We start from the raw sequence: 18,414 nt of genomic DNA on the forward strand, positions 1-18,414 counted from the left end.
GGCGCCTTCCCGACGATGACGAGGGTCCGAATGGCGGCAAACGCAAGCGCGCCGGGATGGCTCGCTCCGCCGGCCGGCCGCTCGCCGATCATGGCCGCAGCGCCGGCGCCGAGACCAACGCAGGCCGGCTAAAACGCGATCGCGTTATCCAGCGGCGAGAGCGGCGCCACGCCGGCGAGCACCGCCTTCGCCTCTTCGGCATCGCGGTCCATCTGGGCGACAAGGGCTTCGGCGCTCTCGAAGCGGGCCTCGCCGCGCAAAAAGGCAAAGATCGAGACGTCGACGGTTTCGCCATAGAGATCGCCGGAAAAGTCGAACAGAAACGTCTCGAACAATGTCGCGCCATTGTCGAAGGTCGGGCGGCGGCCGAAGCTGGCGGCGCCGTCATGCAGCGTGCCGTCGGCGCGGCGCAGGCGCACGGCATAAATGCCGTGCTTCAGCATCTCGTCGGGCTCAAGCACCAGATTAGCGGTCGGATAGCCGAGGCTGCGGCCGAGCTTCTGGCCGTGGACGATCTCGCCGCGGATGGTCCAGCGATAACTGAACTGGCCGGCCGCCGCCGCGACGTCGCCGGCTTCGAGAAGCGCACGGATACGGCTCGACGAGACTGTTTCTCCGCCCTCGTCGGCGAAAGCCGGCACCAGCGTCACGCCGAAGCCGTGGCGCGGGCCCGACTCGGCAAGCGTCTGCGGCGTGCCGCCGCGCTTGGCGCCATAGTGAAAGTCGAAGCCGGCAACGACGTGATGGGACTTCAGGCAATCAACGAGAACGGTTTCGACGAAGGCCTCAGGCTCCAGCGCGGCAAATGCCCGGTCGAAGGGCTGCTCGACCACGGCGTCGAACCCAAGCGCTCCGAGCAGCCGCGCTTTCATCGGCGCCGGGGTCAGTCGCGCAACTGGCATGTCGGGACGGAAGACCGTGCGCGGATGCGGCTCGAAGGTGAGGCAGACGAGCGGCCGACCCTCGGCCTCGGCCAATTCGCGCGCGACCGCGAGCACCGCCTGGTGGCCGCGATGGACGCCGTCGAAATTGCCGACCGCGACGACGCAGCCGGCGAGGCTCTCGGGAATGTCCGCGATGCCGCCAAGCCGCAGCGCGGCGCCATTCGTCATGCCAGCGACGCCATGAAAGTGCGGGCGTCGAGACCGCGTTCGCCCAAGACCCGCGCGACCGCCTCGGGGTCGGGGTCCGGTCCGCCGAACTCGTCGCCATGGACGCCGTCGGTGATCAGCAGCACATCGATGCCGAAATCGTTGGCGCCCTTGATGTCGGTCATCAGGCCGTCGCCGATGGCGAGAATGCGCGCGCGATCCGACATGCCGGCCACCCGGGTCGCGACGTCGTAGATCGGCCGATGCGGCTTGCCGGCGAGATGGACCGTCGCCCCGAGGGCGGCATAGTCACGCGCCAGCGCGCCGGCACAGTAGATCAGCCGGTCGCCACGATGCACGACGAGGTCAGGGTTGGCGCAGATCATCGGCAGGCCAAGGGCGTTGAGGCGAGACAGCAGATCGCCATAGTCGGCGGGCGTCTCCGCCTCGTCGTCGTAGAGGCCGGTCGCCACAATCACCGCCGCGTCCGCCTCATCGACCCGGTCGACGCAGAGCCCGTCGAACAGCTCGATGTCCCGTGCCGGGCCGAGATGGAAGACCGGCCCGCCGGTCTCCGCGATCAGCGCGCGGGTTGCGTCGCCGGAGGTGACGACCGCATCATAGGCATCGCGCGAAAACTCCAGCGCGTCGAGCTGGTCGATGACGCTCGCCGATGGACGCGGCGAATTGGTCAAAAGAACCACTTTGGCGCCGGCCCCGCGCGCCGCTGTCAAGGCGGCTTCGGCGGCCGGGTGCTTGCGCTCGCCATTGTGGACGACGCCCCATACGTCGCAGAACAGCGCGTCGTAGCCGTTGGAAATTTCGGCCAGAGCCTTTATCTTGCGACTGATGCCGGAATTACCGGGAGTGGTGATGTCCATCGACGGCCCGTTGTCTTTCAACTGATCGCCCGAGGCGTTAGAGGCGGGGCGCCGACCGGTCAAGGCGCTGATCGACCGGACCTGCGTCCCGACGAACGAGCCGAGCATGACCGTCTCGGCATATAAAAATCCTGTCGTCAGCCGTCCGCGACATCTTGACATCGCGCCGCGCGCCACCCTATCTGCCTCGTCGTTAGCACTCTCCATTGGTGAGTGCCAAATTCTTCGAGCCGGGTCCCGTTCTGGGTCCGGCCGTATTCGTTCAACGAAGGGTTCAACGAACATGGCAGCTGTGAATTTCCGTCCCCTGCACGATCGCGTCGTCGTACGCCGGGTGGAATCCGAAGCCAAGACCGCTGGCGGGATCATCATTCCGGACACGGCGAAGGAAAAGCCCCAGGAAGGCGAGATCATCGCCGTCGGCTCCGGCGCGCGTGACGAGTCCGGCAAGGTCGTACCGCTCGACGTCAAGTCCGGCGACCGCATCCTCTTCGGCAAATGGTCGGGCACCGAGGTCAAGCTGAACGGCGAAGACCTTCTGATCATGAAGGAATCCGACATCATGGGTATCGTCGGCTGAAGACGAGCGACGGCTCCTGAGCCGACGTTCCACAACGACATTCCAAGAAACTTCAAACGGCGCGGCCTTCGATGGCGCGCCCGGGAGAATTAAGACCATGGCAGCTAAAGAAGTAAAATTCGGCCGCGACGCACGTGAACGCATGCTGCGCGGCGTCGACATCCTCGCCGACGCGGTGAAGGTGACCCTCGGCCCCAAGGGCCGTAACGTCGTCATCGACAAATCCTTCGGCGCGCCGCGCATCACCAAGGACGGCGTTACCGTCGCCAAGGAGATCGAGCTTGAGGACAAGTTCGAGAACATGGGCGCCCAGATGGTGCGCGAAGTGGCCTCGAAGACCAATGACAAGGCCGGCGACGGCACCACGACCGCGACCGTTCTCGCCCAGGCGATCGTTCGCGAGGGTGGCAAGTCGGTTGCCGCCGGCATGAATCCGATGGACGTCAAGCGCGGCATCGACATGGCCGTCATCAAGGTCGTCGAAGCCCTGCAGGCCTCTGCCCGCAAGATCGAGACCTCGGACGAAGTCGCCCAGGTCGGCACCATCTCGGCCAATGGCGAGAAGGAAATCGGCGAGATGATCGCCGCCGCCATGCAGAAGGTCGGCAACGAGGGCGTCATCACGGTCGAGGAAGCCAAGACCGCCGAGACCGAGCTCGAAGTCGTCGAGGGCATGCAGTTCGATCGCGGCTATCTGTCGCCCTACTTCGTGACCAACCCGGAGAAGATGGTCGCCGAGCTCGAGGACGCCTACATCCTCCTGCACGAGAAGAAGCTCTCCAACCTCCAGGCGCTGCTGCCGGTGCTCGAGTCCGTCGTGCAGTCGTCCAAGCCGCTGATCATCATCGCCGAGGACGTCGAGGGCGAGGCTCTGGCCACGCTCGTCGTCAACAAGCTGCGTGGCGGCCTGAAGATCGCCGCCGTCAAGGCGCCGGGCTTCGGCGATCGCCGCAAGGCGATGCTCGAGGACATCGCCGTCCTCACCGGCGGTCAGGTCATCTCCGAGGACCTCGGCATCAAGCTCGAGAATGTCACGCTCGACATGCTCGGCCGCGCCAAGAAGGTCTCTATCACCAAGGAAAACACCACCATCGTCGATGGTGCCGGTGAGAAGGAGCAGATCCAGGCCCGTGTCGGCCAGATCAAGGGCCAGATCGAGGAGACCACCTCGGACTACGACAAGGAGAAGCTGCAGGAGCGTCTCGCCAAGCTGGCGGGCGGCGTCGCGGTCATCCGCGTCGGCGGTGCGACCGAGGTCGAGGTCAAGGAAAAGAAGGACCGCGTCGACGACGCGCTCAACGCCACCCGCGCGGCCGTCGAAGAGGGCATCGTCGCCGGTGGTGGCGTCGCTCTGTTGCGCGCCTCCAACGCCCTGACGATCAAGGGTGAGAACCAGGACCAGGAAGCCGGCATCACCATCGTGCGCCGCGCGCTCCAGGCTCCGCTTCGCCAGATCGTCACCAATGCTGGCGCCGAAGGCTCCATCATCGTCGGCAAGATCCTCGACAATTCGTCGGTGACCTTCGGCTACAACGCCCAGACCGGCGAATATGGCGACATGATCCAGATGGGCATCGTCGATCCGGTCAAGGTCGTGCGCTCGGCGCTCCAGGACGCGGCTTCGGTCGCCGGCCTGCTGGTCACCACCGAGGCGATGATCTCGGAGGCTCCGAAGAAGGATTCGGGCGGCGGCATGGGCGGCGGAATGCCCGGCGGCATGGGCGGCATGGGCGGCATGGACTTCTAAGAAGCCGTCAGGCTTCGCGGAAGGTCATCATCGCGCATTGCGACAATATAGAAGGGGCTCGGCATCGCCGGGCCCCTTTTTCGATTCCAGGTCGTGGCCAACGATTTATCGATCCATCTTCGGAACGCGCGCCGAGGAAAAGCGTTTGTTTTTCCGAAGCCTGGCAAGTTCGCCGGACTATTTCTCAAAGGAATGGATCGATGGTCGACAAGAACGAGATCAAGGGCGGCGCCAAGGAAATCGGCGGCAAGCTCAAGGAAGCGGCCGGCAAAGCCGTCGGCAACGAGCGGCTGGAAGCCGAAGGTCAGATTGACCAGGTCGAGGGCAAGACCCAGAAGAACTACGGCAAGGTCAAGGATGCGGTGCGCGACCAAGTGAAGTGACCATTGGTCGCACCGGACTGACATCGAGGGCTGCTCCGACGCTGGAGCGGCCCTTTTGTTTCGCCCCTTCGCCAACGTCGGCGGGGATCGACCTGCCCACCACGCCCGTGGTTGCCGTCAGTGGATCCGCCCAGAGACCAGAGGTGAACACAGAGTTCCGCTTTTCGGCCACGTAGCTGCACTTGTCTCGCGCAAGGCCGCGGCTAAGTTTTAGAAAATGCTAATTTTCGGCCGCGGGAAATTTCCGGCCGCTCCCTTTCAGCCAACCGCAAGGAGGCTTGCTTGATCAATTTCACGCTTAACGGCGAAGAGAAGACGTTCGACGGTGATCCCGACACACCGCTGCTCTGGGTGATCCGCGACGCGGAAAAACTGACCGGCACGAAATATGGCTGCGGCATCGCCCAATGCGGCGCCTGCACCGTCCATCTCGACGGCATGACCCGCCGCTCCTGCATTACCCCGATCTCGACGGTTGACGGCTCCAGCGTTACCACCATCGAAGGGGCCGAGGGTCGCGAGGCCGAAGCGGTCCAAGCCGCCTGGACGGCGATCGACGTGCCCCAATGCGGCTATTGCCAGTCCGGCCAGATCATGTCGGCTGTCTCACTACTGCAGTTCAATCCCAAGCCGAGCGACGAGGACATAGACAACGCGATGGCCGGCAACATTTGCCGTTGCGCCACCTATGTCCGCATCCGCCAGGCGATCCATGACGCCGCCGCGAAGCTGGAGGGCTGACCCATGAATATCCAGAGCATCCAAACGACACGGCGCGGCTTCCTCGCTGGCGCCGGCCTCGTGATTGGCGTCAGCCTCGCCATGCGCGGCAGAGCCGCGGCTTCCTTGCTGCAAGGCGCGCCGGCCGGCGCGGCGGGACCGGTCCAGGATCTCAATGCGTTCGTGCGCATCGCGCCGGACGGCGTCGTCACTGTGCTGTCGAAGCATATCGAGTTCGGCCAGGGTCCCTATACGGGCCTGACCACACTGGTGGCCGAGGAACTCGACGCCGATTGGGGCCAGATGCGGGTCGCGGCCGCCCCTGCGAATGACGAACTCTACGCCAATCTGGCCTTCGGCATTCAGGGAACCGGTGGCTCGACCGCGATCGCCAATTCCTACGAGCAGATGCGCAAGGCCGGCGCCACCGCACGGGCGATGCTGGTCGCCGCGGCCGCCGAGGAGTGGAGCGTTTCGGCCGGCGAGATCACCGTCGCCAAGGGTCGCATCCGGCACGAGGCGTCGGGCAAGGAGTCCGGCTTCGGCGAACTCGCTGAAAAAGCCGCCACCATGGACGCGCCGGCCGATCCCGTTCTGAAAGACCCGAAGGATTTCGTGCTGATCGGCACCGACCGGCCAAAACTCGACACGCCGGAAAAGACCAATGGTCAGGCAGTGTTCACGCTCGACGTGCTGGCCGACGATATGCTGATCGCCATGGTCGCTCACCCCGCGCATTTCGGCGCAACGGTAAAGAGTTTTGACGACACCGAGGCCCGCAAGGTTCCCGGCGTCGTCGACGTCAGGCAGATCACGCAAGGCGTCGCGGTGTTCGCCGAAAACACCTTTGCCGCGCTTAAAGGGCGGGCGGCGCTCACGATCGACTGGGACCTCAGCGCGGCGGAGACGCGCTCCAGCGAGGCGATCTACGCTGACTATCGCAAGCTTCTCTCGGGCGACGGGCTCGAAGCGACCAACAATGGCGATACCGAAAGCGCCTTGTCCGCCGACGGCATCACCACCTTGCGTTCGGAAATCACCTTCCCCTTCCTCGCCCACGCACCGATGGAGCCACTTGACGCGGTGCTGATCCGGGCCGCGGACGGCTCGATCGACTGTTATAACGGCTCGCAGTTTCCCGGCCAGGACAAGGCGGCGATCGCCGATGTGTGCGGCGTCGATCCGGCCAAGGTGCGGGTCAACACCCAGCTTGCCGGCGGCAGCTTCGGCCGGCGCGCGCAGTTCGGGTCTCCCTATATGCGCGAAGCGACGGAAGCGTTCAAAGCCTCTGGCATGACGCGGCCGATCAAACACATGTGGACCCGCGAGGATGACATTCGCGGCGGCTTCTACCGGCCGATCTACGTGCATTCGCTGGAAGGCGCCATTGATCGGGACGGCAACATCGTCGCCTGGGACCAGCAGATCGTCGGCCAGTCGGTCATGAAGAAGACCGACCTCGACGAGAGCACCGTCGAGGGGGCCGCGGATATGCCCTACGGGATTTCCAATCTGCGGGTGCGGGCCTACAATGTCGAGCTTCCGGTACCGGTGCTGTGGTGGCGCTCGGTGGGTCACAGTCACACCGGCTTTGCCGTCGAGACGTTCATCGACGAACTGCTGGAGAAGGCCGGGAAGGACCCGGTCGAGGGTCGCCTCGCCCTGCTTCAGAACGATCCTCGTCGCGCCAATGTCCTGCGCAAGGCGGCCGAGATTGCCGATTGGGGATCGCCCGTCGCCGACGGACGCCAGCGTGGCGTCGCCGTGCATAAATCCTTCAATACCTACGTCGCCGAGATCGCCGAAGTCTCGATCGGCGAGAGGGGCGAGCCACGGGTGCATAAGGTCTGGTGCGCCGTCGATTGCGGTGTCGCCGTCAACCCCAACATCATCCGCGCGCAGATGGAAGGCGGCATTGGCTATGGCCTCGGGGCGGTCCTCTTCGACCAGATCACCCTCGGCGAGGGCGGCGAGATCGTCCAGTCCAACTTCCACGACTACCGGTCGCTGCGCATCAACGAGATGCCCGAGGTCGAGGTCGCAATCATCGAATCCAGCGAGGCGCCGACCGGCGTCGGCGAACCGGGCACGCCGCCGGTCGGACCGGCCGTCGCCAATGCCTGGCGTCGCTTGACCGGCCAGCCGGTGCGGCAATTGCCATTGGTGAAGGCGCTGACATCGTGAACAACGGGATATTCAAAGTGACAGCATCAAAAATTCTGGCCGGCCGTTGGGCCGCTATGGCTCTGACCGCCAGCCTTATCCTGGGTTCGGGACCCGGCCTGGCCCAGGACAGCGCGTCCGAGGCGCCCGCCTCGCCGGCCGCGGTAGCCGATACAGACACCGGGTCGCTGAAGTCGGTCGCCGACTTCGATTCCATCGCCGATGAGAAGGAGCGCTCGATCGCCATCTTCGAGGAGACCGGCAAGGTGCTCCAGGATCCCCGTTGCGTGAATTGCCATCCGCGCGGCGACTCGCCTTTGCAAGGTGACGACATGGCGATCCACGAACCGCCGGTGGTGCGGGGCGAGGCCAACTTCGGCGCGCCCGGCATGACCTGCAACACCTGCCATGGGCCGGAAAACGCCCAGGTCGTCGCCCAGACCGAGGACATCCAGTCGATCCCCGGCAACCCCAACTGGCATCTCGCCCCGGTCGAAATGGCGTGGGAGGGCAAGTCGCTCGGCGAGATCTGCGCGCAGATCAAGGACGAAAACCGCAATGGCGGCAAGACCCTTGCCGAGCTCGTCGAACACATGGCGAGCGACGATCTCGTCGGCTGGGGCTGGAATCCGGGCAAGGGCAGGAAGCCGGCGCCGGGCACGCAGGAACAGTTCGGCCAGCTCTACGAGGCTTGGGTCGCCACCGGCGCCCATTGTCCGGCCGCGTAAGGCTAAAGCCTCGGACGGGCGGGTCTTGCGATCCGCCCGTTTTCTTTTTGGCACTGCCGCCCGTCGCACCTTGGCTTCATCTAAACCGATTTTACGCCGCCCACGCCTCTTTCGATCCGCACGCGCGCCAGCTAAGCAGGCCGCAACGACATGGCAGAGCAGCGAGGGCATAAGATGAGCACCCGGACCGAAACCGATTCCATCGGCGCGATCGAGGTCGAGGCCGACCGCTATTGGGGCGCCCAGACCGAACGCTCGCGCAACAATTTCAAGATCGGCGGCGACCGCCAGCCGATGCCGTTGATCGTTGCGCTGGCCACGGTCAAGAAGGCCGCCGCGCGAGTGAACACCGCGATGGGCCGCCTCGACGGCGGGGTCGCCGACGCGATCGAAAAAGCCGCCGACGAGATCATCGCCGGCAAGCTCGACGACCACTTTCCGCTGGTGGTCTGGCAAACCGGGTCCGGCACCCAGACCAACATGAACGTCAACGAGGTGATCTCGAACCGGGCGATCGAAGCGCTCGGCGGCACGATGGGCTCGAAAAAGCCGGTCCATCCCAACGACCACGTCAATATGAGCCAATCGTCCAACGACGTATTTCCGACCGCCATGCATGTCGCGGCGGTCGTCGAGACGACGGAGCGCCTCTTCCCCGCGCTTGACCGGCTGCACGCCTCGCTCGACGCCAAGGCCAAGGAATATGCGTCGATCATCAAGATCGGCCGCACCCATACCCAGGACGCGACACCGGTGACGCTCGGCCAGGAATTCTCCGGGTACGCCGCCGCGCTGGAACTCTCCAAGAAGCGGATCGGCGATGCCCTCGACGGCGTTTATGCGCTAGCGCAGGGCGGCACCGCTGTCGGCACGGGCCTCAACGCGCCGGAAGGCTTCGACACCGCGATCGCCGCCGAGATCGCCACGCTCACCGGCGAGCCGTTCCGCACCGCAACGAACAAGTTCGAGGCGCTGGCTTCGCACGGGGCGCTGACCTTCTTCCACGGGGCGCTCAATTCGCTGGCGGCCGATCTGATGAAGATCGCCAACGACATCCGCTTCCTCGGCTCCGGACCACGCTCCGGTCTGGGCGAGCTGAATTTGCCGGCCAACGAGCCCGGTTCCTCGATCATGCCCGGCAAGGTCAATCCGACCCAGGCCGAAGCGATCACCATGGTCGCCTGCGAAGTCTTCGGCCATGACACCACCGTCACCGTCGCGGCCAGTCAGGGCCATTTCGAGCTCAACGTCTTCAAGCCGGTGATCGCCAACGCGGTTCTCTCCTCGATTCGGCTGCTGGCAGATTCGATGGAGAGCTTCGCCGAACATTGCGTGGACGGGATCGAGGCCAATGAGGACCGGATCAGGAGTCTGATGGAACAGTCGCTGATGCTGGTGACGGCGCTGGCGCCGACCATCGGCTACGACAACGCCGCGAAGATCGCCAAGACGGCGCACCAGAACGGCACGACCCTGCGCCAGGAAGCGGTGGCCAGTGGCCTCGTCTCCGAGGCGGATTACGACCGCATCGTTGATCCGGCCGCCATGATCCACCCCGGCTGAGGCGGCGGAAGAGCAACTCAGACCGATCGTCACCCTTCGTTTTTGATTGTATCGCTTTTGGTTGACGTTTCGTCGGCTGCAGGCCGGCTGTATTCGGCGCCCTCTTGGTTTACCTGGGGACATCGGAACATGGAGAGAGGCACAGGCCTCTCCCGCCAGACGGAGTCTTTCGCATGAACCCCACTCTTATTCTCGTCGGCCGGGTCCTCCTGTCGATCATTTTCATCGTCTCCGGCTTCGGCAAGCTGACCGGTGCGGAAGACTTTGCCGGCTATCTCGGCAGCCTTGGCTTTCCGGCCCCGCTCGCGATGGCCTATCTGACCGGCGCATTCGAGCTGTTCGGCGGCCTGGCGATTTTCGCCGGCTTCCAGACCCGCGTCGTCGCGATCGCACTGGCGGCTTTCTGCGTCGCGACCGCCCTCGTCGCCCATCTCGCCGAGCCGAACGTCCTGATGAAGAACATCGCGCTCGCTGGCGGTTTCCTGGTGCTCGCCGGCTCCGGCGCTGGCGCCATGGCGGTCGACAAGACTAAGCGCGAAAGCCGCTACGCCTGAGAGGCGATCACGCTCGTGCTTTGAACCGGGCGTGATCCGCGCAGGTCAACCGGCCTTCCGCACCTCACCGTCCGGCAGTTCGCCCGACGCTTCGGCGTCGGGCATCCTTGACCAGACCTTGACACGATTGCGACCATCCTGCTTGGCGTCATAGAGCGCCCGGTCGGCCCGTTTGAGCGCGTATTCGATCGCAGCATCGTCTTTGAGACAAGGAGCGACGCCGATGCTGATGGTAAACGGGATCGGCCCCTGCTCTCCCCAATCGTGCTCGAATCGGGCTTTTGCAACCGCTTGGCGCAATCGTTCGGCAATAACGATGGCCCGCTCCTCATCGGTCTCGGGCAGGAGCACGGCGAACTCCTCGCCGCCGAGCCGCCCGAAGATGTCGGATTGGCGCAGGATGCATTTGCCGGCGGACGCCATGGCCTTGAGCACCATGTCGCCCGCCGGGTGCCCCCTGGTGTCGTTGATCCGCTTGAAGCGATCGAGATCGATCATCAGGATGGAGAGCGGCCGTTCGTGACGGCGTGCAAGTGCGATTTGGTGGACAGCCTGCTCATTGAAAGACCGCCGGTTCGGCAGTCCCGTCAACAGATCGATCAGCGCCTGGCGTTTTAGCTCGTCGATCAGCTTGGCGCGCTCGGAGATGTCGCGGATGAGGGCGGTGAACTCGGTGGCTCCGTCAACCGTGATCTTCGCGATCGAGATCTCGACGGGAAATTCCGTGCCATCCTTGGCCAGGCCGGAAATCCGCCCTCCACGCTCGAACATTTGCCGCGAGGAAATCGGCGATGTAGCGAAATTCTCCAAATGCTGACCGTGACGGTCATGATATTTTTCGGGGATGAGGGTGTTGAGCGGTTTGCCCTCGATCTCCTCGGCGCTGTAGCCGAACATCTCCTCGGCCGCGGCGTTGAACAAATGAATGCGCTGCTGCCGATCCACGGTGACGATACCGTCATAGGCCGACTGGATGACAGCGCCGAAGCGGGAATTAGCCGTCTTCAGCTCGTTTTCCAAGCGGATCTTCTCGGTGATATCCAGGCAGGTGAGCAAGACCCCGCCTGGCTCGCGGGCACCATTCAGGATCGGTTGCGCCGCAATGCGCCACCAGAACGTCCGACCTTCCAGATCGAAGGCCTGCACGATCTCGACCGGGGTGACGGTCCGAACGCATTCCTCGATTTGCGCCTCGATGTCCCGCCGTGCATAGCCCGGCAAGAAATTCCGGAGCCGAGCCCCGAGCCCGTCAGTCGCGGCGATACCCAGCATGCGGCGAAAGTGGCAGTTGCAGGCGAGGACCCGATCCGGTTTTCCACCATCGAGACCGATCACCGCGACGCTGGCAGCGATCGCGTCGACGACACCGGGAAGCTCGTCGAGCAGAATTTTCTTGATACTCACTAAGAGGCCGTTTCGAAACCCTGCCAAGACCAGCCTCCATGGTTCACCCGGGACGCCCAAACCCGCGGAAATCGGGTATCATGTCATTGCGGAGCGACCATCCGAGGGGCCTTTGAACCCGCCGCAGTGAGTTTCGAAACGGACTCTAAGTTTTACCCCCAGGCCGAAGGCGCAATTTTTAGCGCAGAATCGTTAACGCTGCCTTGCCCGCATGCTCCGACGGAAGCGGGCGTTACCCCCCTTGCCGGCGCGAGCGCACCCGAACCGCGGCGCGTTCCAGCATGTATGTTTCCGCTTCGATCATATGGCCGCGCATGATCATGCGGCCCAGTTCCGGATCGCCCGCCTTGAGTGCCCGCAAAAGGCGCACCTGGTAATGCAGGCCGGTCTCGCGCAGGCCGGGATTGGGCTCCTTGTAGATCGCTCGGCAGACCGTCATCTCCCGCAACAGGCTCAACAAGAATCTGCCGATGAAGGCCAGCAACGGGTTGTCGGAATGGCGCGTCAGCTCTTCGTGGAAATCGAGCTCGGCGAGACGCTGGGCGTATTCCTCCTCCGCAGTCGTCGGTTCGTCCTCATAGAGCCGAATGGTGGATTGCAGGGCCTCCAAGCCTTCCGGCGACAATTTTCCGGCGACGCTCGCGGCGAGTTCCGGCTCGACCCATTTGCGCAGCGCGTAGATATTCGCGATCGAGGGCTGCTCGAACAGGAACAGATTGTCCAGCAAGCGGATCGCCTGATCCGGACTGACGGCCGATACGAATATGCCGCCGCCCGGCCCGGTCTTGCTGGTGATCAGCCCCTGAAATTCGAGGATCTGCAACGCCTCCCGCAGGGTGCCGCGCGAGGCTTTCAGATTTTGAGGCTGGAACCACTCCGGCGCGACCGGATCGCCCGGCCGCAGGCCATGCGCGACGATCAGCTCACGAAGCTGGTCGGCGATGATATCCGGCCGTTTGCGGCGTCTGGGACCCTTGTCCGAGACGCGCGGAGCCGGGACCATGGGAGCTTTTTCGTGCATGGGATCAGCCCCCATTGGGATGGTAACAGGCCACAAGGTGGTCCGCGCCACCGCCGGGGATCGTATCGAGGGCAGGAGGCCGGGATCGGCACACATCCGTCGCGTTCGGACAGCGGGCGTAAAACGCGCAGCCCGGTGGTGGGTTGTATGGATCAGGCAGTTCGGTGTTGGCGTCTTCCGGAATCAAATCATGGCGGCCGGGCGCCGGGGCGGAGCGCATCAACAGATCGGTATAGGGATGGCGCGGCGCCGCGAAGACGCTTCGCGCCAGGCCGAGCTCGGCGATCCGGCCGAAATACATCACCGCGACGCGGTCGCTGACGCTCTCGACCACCGACAGATCATGGCTGATGAACACATAGGTGAGGCCGAAGCGGTCCTTCAGATCGTCCAGAAGGTTGAGCACCTGCGCCTGGATCGAGACGTCGAGCGCGGAAACCGGTTCGTCGAGGACGATCAGCTCCGGCCCGGCGGCGAGCGCCCGGGCGATACCGATGCGCTGAGCCTGGCCACCGGAAAACTCGTGCGGATAGCGCTCGAGGAATTCCGGCGCGAGATTGACGGCGGCCATCAACTCGTCCAGCCGCGCCGCGCGGGCGTCGCCCTTCAGCCCGACGAGGTGAATCAGCGGCGCCTCGATAATGGTTCGGATGGTCTTGCGGGGATTGAGCGAGGCGACCGGGTCCTGGAACACGTACTGGACCTGACGCGCCAGCGCCCGGCGGTCGCGCTTGGCCTCCGCGACGAGGTCGCGGCCGTCCAGCGTGATACGCCCGGCGGTTGGCAGGTCGAGCCCGACCATCAGCCGCGCCAGGGTCGACTTGCCGCAGCCCGATTCACCGACGATCCCGAGGGTCTCGCCCTTCTTCACGTCGAGCGACAGGCTCTGCACCGCATGAACCGCCGGCTTTCGCCCGCCGAACAGGGTTTGCCCGCCGCCGAAGATCTTGGCGACGTCCGCGATCGCAAGAAGTGTCCGGTCAGACATCGGCTTCCCCCGCTGCCAGAGGATACAGGCAGCGCACCGCCCGCCCCTCGCCTGCGTCGCTCATCGCAATGTCGCCGCTTCGGCAGTCCGCCCGCGCCCGTGGGCAGCGCGGCGCGAAGGCGCAACCGTCCGGCAGGGCGTCGACCAGCGGCGGGCGGCCCGCGATGGCGTCGAGACGGCGCTCCGGTTCGCCGAGTACCGGCACGCACTGGATCAGCTTTGCCGTATAGGGATGGGCCGGGGCCGACAGAATGGCCTCCGTCGGGCCGGTTTCCACGATCCGGCCGGCATACATCACCGCGACCCGGTCGCAAATCGCCGAAACGACGCCGAAATCATGGGTGATGAACAGGATCGCCATGTCGCGCTCCCGGCGCAGCCGGTTCATCAGTGCCAGGATCTGCGACTGCACGGTCACGTCGAGCGCGGTGGTCGGCTCGTCGGCGATCAGCACCCTGGCGTCGTTGGCGAGCGCCATGGCGATGCAGACGCGCTGGCGCATGCCACCGGACAGTTCATGCGGGAACACGTTCAGCCGCTCGCGCGGGTTCGGAATCCGCACCAGATCGAGGAGGTCGATGGCCCGCTTTTTCGCTTGCGAACCGGTCATCCTCTGATGCGCGCGGATCGCCTCGGTCAGCTGATCGCCGACGGTGAACAGCGGATGCAGCGTCGACAGCGGATCCTGGAAGACATAGGCGACGGCGGCGCCGCGCAGCTGGCGTATCCGCTCATTGGAAACGGCGAACAGATCTTCCTCGCCGAGAAAGGCCGCCCCGCCGACGATACGGCCCGGCGGCGTCGGCACCAGCCCCATGATCGACATGGCGGTGACGGATTTGCCCGAGCCGGATTCGCCGACAAGGCCGAGACATTCGCCCTTCATCAGGACCAGATCGATGCCGCCGACAGCCTTGTAGACGGACCCGCCGACATGAAATTCGGTGCGTAACCCCTGCACGTCGAGCACCGCGCCCGCCGCTGGCACGGGCGCTTCGGCGGGCCCATCGCGCATGATCGCGGTGCGGGCGACCGGGCGGGTCAGGGCGCCGGATCGCAGCCGCGGGTCGAGGACGTCGCGGATGCCGTCGCCGAACAAATTGATGCTCATCACCAGAGCGAAGATCATCAAGCCCGGAATGACCGAGACATGGGGCGAGGTGAAGAGGATCTTGCGCCCCTCCCCCAGCATCGAGCCAAGGTCGGCCTGCGGCGGCTGCGCGCCGAGTCCGAGGAACGACAGGCCCGCCGTCTCCAGAATCATCCAGCCGACCGTGGTCGACATGGTGATCACGATCACCGGCAGCACGTTGGGCAGGATTTCCAGAAACAGGATCTGCGCCGGGGTCTTGCCCGACAGGCGCGCGGCATCGACGAACTCGCGGCGCGACAACCCCAGCGTGAGGCCGCGGATGTTGCGGGCGAAGAACGGAATATTGACCAGCGCGATGGCGTAGAGCGCGTTGATCAGCCCCGGCCCCAACACCGCGACGATGGCCAGCGCCAGGAGAATGTAGGGAAATGCCATCACCATATCGATGCCGCGCATGACGAAACTGTCGGTGCGACCGCCCGCGTAGCCCGCGACGAGACCCAGCAGCGAGCCGAAGAACGCGGCTATGAAGGTGGCCGACAAGCCGACCGCGAGGCTGACCCGCGTGCCCCAGATCAGCCGCGACAGGATATCGCGGCCGAGATGGTCGGTGCCGAGCGGGTGTCCGGCGCTGAACACTGGCATCAAGCGGTCGACCGGCGCGGTGACATCGGGATCGGCCAGTGGCAGGATCGGCGCCGCCAGGGCGATCAGCGCGATCAGGACGAGAACGACGAGGCCACCGGTGGCCAGCGTGTTGGCGAACAGCAGCGCGGCGCTGCCCGGCCGGCCGCGTCGGGCCTTGGGTTTGGGAGAGGCCAAGGTCGCGCCCGTCATCAGCGCAGCCTCGGATCGAGCAGGGTCTGCACGACGTCGGCGATGAGGTTGAACAAGACATAGGCGGCCGCGACGACCAGGACGCCGCCCTGCACGAGCAGGAGATCGCGGGTCGAGATCGCCTTGACCAGCATCGAGCCAATTCCGGGCCACTGGAACACGGTCTCGATATAGACCGCGCCGCCGATGACGAAGCCGGCCTGGATTCCGATCACGGGAATCACGCTGACCAACGCCGATTTGAAGGCGTGGCGGAAGATCACCCGGCGCTCGGTCAGGCCCTTGGCGCGGGCGGTCCGGATATAGTCCTGCCGCAGCACCTCCAGCATGGCGGTGCGCGTCAGCCGCGCGATCACGCCGGTCGCGACGACGGAGAGGGTCAAAGCCGGCAGGGCCAGATGATGCAGGAGGTCGAGGAGATCGCCGCCGCCGTAGATCGCATACATGCCGCTAACCGGAAACAGCCGCAGATTGACCGCGAAGCCGAGGATCAGAAGCAGGCCGAGCCAGAAGGACGGCGTCGATATGCCGATCAGCACCAGGAGGGTGACGATCTTGTCGGTCCAGCCATATTGCCGGACGGCCGACGCGATGCCGGCGAGAAGACCGAAGATCGAGCACAGGATCAGCGATGTGCCCGCGAGGATCAAGGTCGCCGAGAAGCGCTCCAGCACCTCATCGAGCACGGGCCGGTTCAAGGTGTAGGAGCGGCCGAGATCGCCCTGGAACAGATTGCCGAGCCAGATGAAATATTGCTGAGGCAAGCTCTTGTCGAGACCGAGATCCCGGTTGAGCCGCGCGACGTTTTCCGGCGTCGCGTAGGAGCCGAGGATCGCCGTCGCGGGGTCGCCGGGGATCATCGCCATGATCAGGAAGACGATGATCGTCAGCCCGAACAGAACCGGGATCGCCGCGAGCAGGCGTTTGGCGATGTAGGCGGCCACGGCGCGCGTCCCGGTCGGATGCTAGAACGAGCGCCGGCGGCACGAGGCCACCGGCGCGATGGAGCGACGCTTAGGGCTTCTTTACGTCCTGCAGCATCAGGAAGAAGGACGGCTGCAGCTTGAAATCCTCGACGGCGGCGGCAGTCACCGCGTTCTGCTTCCAGTTGGCGACGAACACCCAGGGCGCATCCTCATGGACGATCTTCTGCATCTCCTTGTAGAGCGTGGCACGCTCGCTTTGGTCCGTCACCTGACGGGCCTTTTCCAGGAGTTCGTCCACCTTGGGGTTGGAGTAGTAACCGGAGTTGAATCCGCCCTTGTCGGGGAAGGCCTCGGTACGCAGGGCAAGGAACGGCAGGGTGTCTGGATCATTGGTCATCCAGGCCATTTCGGCCATGTCCGCCTTACCTTCCAGGCCCGGATTGACGTTGCCGAGGAAGGTGTTCCACTCATAGGTCTCGATCGAAACATTCATGCCGACGGCCTGAAGGTCGGCCTGGATCGCCGTGCCCATGGCGACCGGATCGAGCATCCCGGAGCCGCCCTCGGTCACATAGAAGGTGACCTCCTCACCGTCATATCCGGCTTCCTTGAGGAGTTCCTTGGCCTTTTCCGGGTCGTAGGGATAGGGCTCCAGCGTCTCGTCATAGGCCCATGCGAAGGCCGGCGGCGTCGGGCCAGCCGCGACATCGGCGGTGCCCTGCAGGATGTTGTCGACCAGCGCGGTCTTGTTGATCGCGTAGTTCGCCGCCTGGCGCGCCGCCTTGGACGAGAACGGCGCTTCCTTGGTGTTGAGGATCAGGAACCAGAGATGCGGCCCGGCCTGCTCGCGAACCGTGAAGTCGCCGGAGGATTTGAACTGCTGGAGACTGTCCGGCGGCACTTCCACCATGATGTCGAGCCCGCCCGACAGCATCTCGGCGATGCGGGTGTTGGCGTCGGTGATTGGCCGGAAGATGACCGCCTCGAGCTCCGGCGCACCGTCCCAATAGTCTTCGTTCCGGGTCGCCACCATTTTCGCGTTCGGCTCCCATTCGGCGAATTTGTAGGCACCGGTGCCGGAGGGATTGCGGCCGAAATCCTTGCCGTGTTTTTCAACGGCCGCAGGCGAGACGATCAGGCCGGTCGGATAGGCGAGATTGGACAGGAACGGCGCGTAAGGCGCGTCGAGCTTGAACGCGACCGTCGTCGGATCGACAGCCGTCACCTCCTCAACGGCGGAGAAGAAGAAAGCGAGCGGAAACGGTCCGGTGTCGGCAAAGGGATGATCTTCCTTCAGCATCCGGTCGAAGTTGAACTTGACCGCTTCGGCGTTGAACGGCGTGCCGTCGTGGAATTTGACGCCCTCCCGCAGCTTGAAGGTGTAGGTCTTGCCGTCCTCGGAGATCGTCCAGCTCTCGGCCAGCGACGGCTCGACCTCCAGCGTGCCGTCCTTGTAGCGGACCAACCCGTCATAGAGATTCACCAGGATGCGGAAATCGTTGACCGCCGTCACCGCCTGCGGATCGAGCGATTTCGGCTCGGCGATCTGACCGACCACCAGAACATTGGGCGGCGTCTGGGCGACCGCCGCCGGAGCCAGTGTCATCAATGCCGTGGCGATCGCCGCGGTCAGCCATTTTTTCATAACGCGCTCCCCTGCCTGTCTATCTTCCATAATTAATCATGATAAATTGCATGAAGGCAACGTGTAATTCATAATCAATTATATGACGTC

16 protein-coding genes are annotated in these 18,414 nt (G+C 64.6%); 8 read left to right on the forward strand and 8 right to left on the reverse strand.

From position 1 onward, the window contains the following. Positions 1-128: 128 nt before the first annotated feature. Together VQ044_RS00845 and VQ044_RS00850 are read right to left on the reverse strand one after the other, a co-directional pair. Entirely contained in the window at positions 129-1,112 is a 984-nt protein-coding gene (locus tag VQ044_RS00845; RefSeq protein ID WP_327645092.1) for a bifunctional riboflavin kinase/FAD synthetase, read from the reverse strand. Beyond that, positions 1,109-2,080: a TIGR01459 family HAD-type hydrolase gene (locus tag VQ044_RS00850; protein ID WP_327645093.1), complete on the reverse strand. Its 972-nt coding sequence runs from the start codon at positions 2,078-2,080 to the stop codon at positions 1,109-1,111. Before VQ044_RS00850 ends, VQ044_RS00845 begins: the two co-directional genes overlap by 4 nt. Positions 2,081-2,255: 175 nt before the next feature. Between VQ044_RS00850 and groES the strand changes: the two genes are divergently transcribed. From groES to VQ044_RS00890, 8 genes are all read left to right on the forward strand, one after another. Next, a complete protein-coding gene (groES, locus tag VQ044_RS00855) occupies positions 2,256-2,552 on the forward strand; it encodes a co-chaperone GroES (protein ID WP_327622445.1) in 297 nt (98 codons plus the stop codon). Positions 2,553-2,649: 97 nt separating this feature from the next. After that, a complete protein-coding gene (gene groL, locus VQ044_RS00860; protein WP_327622446.1) occupies positions 2,650-4,299 on the forward strand; it encodes a chaperonin GroEL in 1,650 nt (549 codons plus the stop codon). Positions 4,300-4,499: 200 nt separating this feature from the next. Further along, the gene (locus tag VQ044_RS00865) at positions 4,500-4,682 is read left to right on the forward strand and encodes a CsbD family protein (RefSeq protein ID WP_327645095.1); all 183 of its coding nucleotides are present in this window, start codon (positions 4,500-4,502) and stop codon (positions 4,680-4,682) included. Between the two features lie 282 nt (positions 4,683-4,964). Next, positions 4,965-5,423 carry a (2Fe-2S)-binding protein gene (locus tag VQ044_RS00870; protein ID WP_327622448.1) on the forward strand — a complete coding sequence of 153 codons (459 nt, stop codon included), beginning with the start codon at positions 4,965-4,967 and terminating at the stop codon, positions 5,421-5,423. Between the two features lie 3 nt (positions 5,424-5,426). Then, positions 5,427-7,586 carry a xanthine dehydrogenase family protein molybdopterin-binding subunit gene (locus VQ044_RS00875; protein ID WP_327645096.1) on the forward strand — a complete coding sequence of 720 codons (2,160 nt, stop codon included), beginning with the start codon at positions 5,427-5,429 and terminating at the stop codon, positions 7,584-7,586. Positions 7,587-7,603: 17 nt separating this feature from the next. After that, entirely contained in the window at positions 7,604-8,293 is a 690-nt protein-coding gene (locus VQ044_RS00880) for an Isoquinoline 1-oxidoreductase subunit (RefSeq protein ID WP_442872833.1), read from the forward strand. A gap of 174 nt (positions 8,294-8,467) precedes the next feature. Beyond that, complete coding sequence (gene fumC, locus VQ044_RS00885) at positions 8,468-9,856, forward strand: class II fumarate hydratase (protein ID WP_327622451.1); 1,389 nt, start codon at positions 8,468-8,470, stop codon at positions 9,854-9,856. 173 nt (positions 9,857-10,029) lie between these two features. Further along, positions 10,030-10,410 carry a DoxX family protein gene (locus tag VQ044_RS00890; RefSeq protein ID WP_327645098.1) on the forward strand — a complete coding sequence of 127 codons (381 nt, stop codon included), beginning with the start codon at positions 10,030-10,032 and terminating at the stop codon, positions 10,408-10,410. Between the two features lie 45 nt (positions 10,411-10,455). Here VQ044_RS00890 and VQ044_RS00895 read toward each other — a convergent pair whose 3' ends face one another. The 6 genes from VQ044_RS00895 to VQ044_RS00920 form a co-directional block, all read right to left on the reverse strand. Continuing rightward, positions 10,456-11,814, reverse strand: a complete 1,359-nt coding sequence (locus VQ044_RS00895; RefSeq protein WP_327645100.1) for a sensor domain-containing diguanylate cyclase — start codon at positions 11,812-11,814, stop codon at positions 10,456-10,458. 232 nt (positions 11,815-12,046) lie between these two features. After that, entirely contained in the window at positions 12,047-12,817 is a 771-nt protein-coding gene (locus VQ044_RS00900; RefSeq protein WP_327645101.1) for a FadR/GntR family transcriptional regulator, read from the reverse strand. 22 nt (positions 12,818-12,839) lie between these two features. Then, positions 12,840-13,823 carry an ABC transporter ATP-binding protein gene (locus tag VQ044_RS00905; RefSeq protein WP_327645102.1) on the reverse strand — a complete coding sequence of 328 codons (984 nt, stop codon included), beginning with the start codon at positions 13,821-13,823 and terminating at the stop codon, positions 12,840-12,842. Continuing rightward, positions 13,816-15,753, reverse strand: a complete 1,938-nt coding sequence (locus VQ044_RS00910; protein WP_327645104.1) for a dipeptide/oligopeptide/nickel ABC transporter permease/ATP-binding protein — start codon at positions 15,751-15,753, stop codon at positions 13,816-13,818. The genes VQ044_RS00905 and VQ044_RS00910 overlap by 8 nt, the downstream gene beginning before the upstream one ends. Next, entirely contained in the window at positions 15,753-16,697 is a 945-nt protein-coding gene (locus tag VQ044_RS00915) for an ABC transporter permease (protein ID WP_327622457.1), read from the reverse strand. The genes VQ044_RS00910 and VQ044_RS00915 overlap by 1 nt, the downstream gene beginning before the upstream one ends. Positions 16,698-16,767: 70 nt before the next feature. Then, positions 16,768-18,324 (reverse strand): ABC transporter substrate-binding protein, encoded by a 1,557-nt coding sequence (locus VQ044_RS00920; protein WP_327645105.1) that lies wholly within the window; start codon positions 18,322-18,324, stop codon positions 16,768-16,770. Positions 18,325-18,414 lie beyond the last annotated feature (90 nt).

It is taken from the genome of Aurantimonas sp. C2-5-R2 (assembly GCF_036549495.1).
In the GTDB taxonomy this organism is placed as follows: domain Bacteria; phylum Pseudomonadota; class Alphaproteobacteria; order Rhizobiales; family Rhizobiaceae; genus Aurantimonas; species Aurantimonas coralicida_A.